Raw genomic sequence first — 2,282 nt, forward strand, 5'->3', positions numbered from 1 at the left:
GGGTAAAGGCCGGTGCTTGCTGTGTAATACGGCCACCGTTGGCATCTTTAATGTGCATATCCGCAGCCATGGCCGATAACCCTAAGCGCCACTGTGGATAAAATTGGTAGGCGACGGTCAGACTAGCGGCCGGCACTCGATATTGCACCTCTCCACCACGAAAACGTAAATCAGCCTGCGCTTTGACGCACATACCATCGGCGCCAAAACTGGCGCAATCTGCCTGTGACGCGGCTACATCCAGTAACTGACGCTGTACCTCTAAATTACGTTGTACAAAGTACAAGGAGGACACCACCTGCCGCGTTTCGACGATACCACTGGCGTGATAACCAGGCTTAACCACATGGTGATCGCTAGGATGTTCAGGCTCTGGTTTTGGTTGTTCTGGTTTTACAGGCCCAGTTTCAGGATGCGCCGGATTCACCACCGCCGGTGCATTAAGGGCAATGAGATGTGCCACATAACCATCCCCATTCATCAATTGCCCTGCGATAGTTGTGCCATCAGCAGAAATCGCATTAACGCTGCGCACCGGCATTCCCTCGGCCTGAACATGGGCATGCTTGAGCCAATCAGCCACCGAGAACATCCCCGCGCCTTCTTTCCAGATAAAGCCGGTTGTGCCTTGGGCGGTATTGGCCTCCCCCACAATTAATGTTCCATTTGGCGTAATGGCTTTTGCTTGGCTTTGGCCGGAATTATCCGATTTTAATGTACCCAAATCATGCAAGGTGGCGTTGTCCCAATACACGGCCCGCTTTTCACCACTGCCATTGATAGAATCCCCGATGATACGCCCAGTATTACTGATCCCGTTGGCTTGCGACGCCCCTCCTAAGCTGGGTAAGGCAACCATCCCAGTATTTTTTGTCCAGCGAAATGCTCGAAAAGTGCCATCGGTGGTATTGGTTACGCCGACAATAATGGTCCCGCCTTGGTTGAGCGCGAGGGCATTGGAAAAATCTTGCCCTGCGGCACTATTTAATGACCCCAAATCATGAATAGCGGACGTTTCACGTTCCCAATACACCGCATGTAGGGTGGCGTCAGCGGTTGTACTAGCGCCGGCAATAATGGCACCATCACCGCTAATCGCATTGGCCGTCGAACCGGTCAGTTGTGGGTTTAATGTGGGTAAAACACTGACTTGGTGTGGGCCGAGCCACATGACGGCTTGGCTGACCGACCCGGAGGTAGTCGACGGATTATAATCGACAAAACCCACGATATATTGCCCATCATTACTGATGGCTGACGCTCGACTGATCCCACCGCGTAATGTATAGGGAACCGGTAATAAGGAAATTTCCTGTGTCGCACTCCATAAAAACGCTTGTGAACCTTGCGATAAAGTCATTCCACCCACAGCAAATTGCCCTGATGGCGTCATAGCGACGACCGACGCACCCAATTGAGCGCCAATATCCACGATCCCTTGCTGTTGATAGTGTGCCAGTAAATCTGAGTTGTTATTTGTCGACGCTGCTTGTGCATGTGGGAATGAAAGTATGCCCACCGCATTTAGTAGCGCACATATTACGTGCTTCTTACATACCAGATTAGCCATTTTGTCATTCTCTTGATTATTTTATCCGACTTAAAATGTCGGCTTTTATATCGCGTACGGAAAACATCACTCCACACAGATATTTAATGGACAAAAAAAGACGCATGACAATCTTGGCTTAAAAGTAATTAACTGCGGTGTCCCCTTGTAAACAGGTGTTTAGGAAAAATATTTACCGGTACAACACAAGAAAATGCTATCTATAACCACACTGAAAACAAAGGGAATAAAAAATAACTGAGAGCCAGCGCAGAAAAATACCACCTACAATAAATATATTTAAACTCATAGAACTTACATTTTGCAATAATCCTAACCTCAACTATTAAAACGCAAAACAAATCCATACGTACCGGCAGATAAATAAAAAGGCCGGATGCACAAGCAACCAGCCTTTTTATTACTGTTTAGCGTTATCGTTACGACTTTTTATCCGCGCTGAAAAAGCCGTGATACAGCATATACAGGTGCGCCGAGCTCCAAGAGAAGTTCGGTGCGCCTTGCTGAGCGCCGGTTTCTGGATTGTAGTTCTCACGGATCGGGCCGTCTTGCGTCAGGCCGTTGGCATTACGAAACAGCTTATTTGCCAACTCCACCGCCTGAGCACGATAACCGTACTGCTCCATCCCTTTTACCCCAAAATAGAACTGATCCAGCCACACGCGGCCACGCCAGTAGATATCTGGGCCATAGGCTGGGTTGGTTAACGCCG

Annotated in this window: 2 protein-coding genes; both read right to left on the reverse strand. The window is 48.8% G+C overall.

What is annotated here, in order from left to right:
• The coding region (locus ACRC27_RS12155; protein WP_438639987.1) for a hypothetical protein at positions 1–1,570 on the reverse strand (1,570 nt) is incomplete at its 3' end.
• A gap of 419 nt (positions 1,571–1,989) precedes the next feature.
• Positions 1,990–2,282 (reverse strand): MGH1-like glycoside hydrolase domain-containing protein (locus tag ACRC27_RS12160; RefSeq protein WP_438639559.1); only part of this gene is annotated, 293 nt, incomplete at its 5' end.

Origin of the sequence: Plesiomonas sp. (assembly GCF_051650925.1) — a bacterium.
Taxonomy (GTDB): domain Bacteria; phylum Pseudomonadota; class Gammaproteobacteria; order Enterobacterales; family CAMTGL01; genus Plesiomonas.